This is a genomic window from Mesorhizobium sp. B1-1-5 (assembly GCF_006443065.1).
In the GTDB taxonomy this organism is placed as follows: domain Bacteria; phylum Pseudomonadota; class Alphaproteobacteria; order Rhizobiales; family Rhizobiaceae; genus Mesorhizobium.
On sequence record NZ_VFWS01000649.1, the window covers coordinates 1 to 1,045 of the forward strand.

Here is a 1,045-nt window from a genome sequence, read left to right on the forward strand (position 1 = left end):
CTCAGATATCTGCGTCAGCGCCGATCGAATGTCCATTCGCCCGTCTCCCTTCAATTGGATGACCGATGTTTTGCTCCCGCGTTCGATGGTCGAAGTAGGTCACCGGAGAGGAGACCGGTCAAGGGCGTGAATTTTTCACGCGGCACTCACACAGATGAACCTTATCCCCCGGGCTCTGGCATCCGCATGACCCTCCGCATCATCCCCGCGACCCTGCGCGATCTCTCCTATATCGCCGCCAATTTGCGCCCCGAGGATCGCGCCGAGATCGACTGCCAGCTCGACCACTGGTCGCCGGCGCTGCTGGCGCTCACCGCGCTGCAAGGGTTTGCCTATGTGGCAGAGCTCGACGGCAATCCGGAGGCGGGGTTCGGTGCGGCCGAGCAGCGGAGCGGGCTTTGGATCGCCTGGAGCTGGGGCACGCGCCGCATGAGGCGCTGCGTGCCCGGGATTACGGAGTTCTTTCACGCGGTGCTCGGTCCGCAAGTTTCCGCCCGCGGTGCCTGGCGGGTCGAGGCGCGGGCGCTGGCCGGCAATGAACTGGCGCTGCGCTGGCTTGCGCGGCTGGGCGCCACGCAACGTTGCCTGCTGCCCGGATATGGCCGGAACGGCGAAGATTTTTTCCTCTACGACTGGACAAGAGAAGGCTGGAACCATGTGTCTGTTTCAAAAACCACCGGAACTGAAGCCGCTGCCGGCAGTGCCGACGGCCGGGGATAAGGACGTGCAGGCGCGCGAAGCAGCACTTCGGGCTGAGCTCGAACAACGCCAGGGCACGGCCAGCACCATAAAGACCGATCTGGCGCCCGGTAGCCTCGCCGGCCAGCGCCGCGTGCGTGTGGCGCTGTAACCATGACCGCGATGAAGCGCAGTTTGCGCCGGCGCGTGCTGGACTGGTGGTATTGGAGACGGCATGCAAGGTGGGTGAAGCGGCGTGGCGGGTGAACGCTGCCAATCTCCCCCACGAGGGGGGAGATTGGCCGCTTCCACCGCTCACCCCTTCTTCGCGAATGCCCAGCGCATCATCGGGTATTCCTCGTCGTTG

At 64.8% G+C, this 1,045-nt stretch carries 1 protein-coding gene; it reads left to right on the top strand.

Annotation, left to right across the window (positions count from 1 at the left end):
• A partial coding sequence (locus tag FJ980_RS34060) for a hypothetical protein (RefSeq protein ID WP_246676701.1) occupies nt 1-720 on the top strand: 720 nt, incomplete at its 5' end.
• Nucleotides 721-1,045 lie beyond the last annotated feature (325 nt).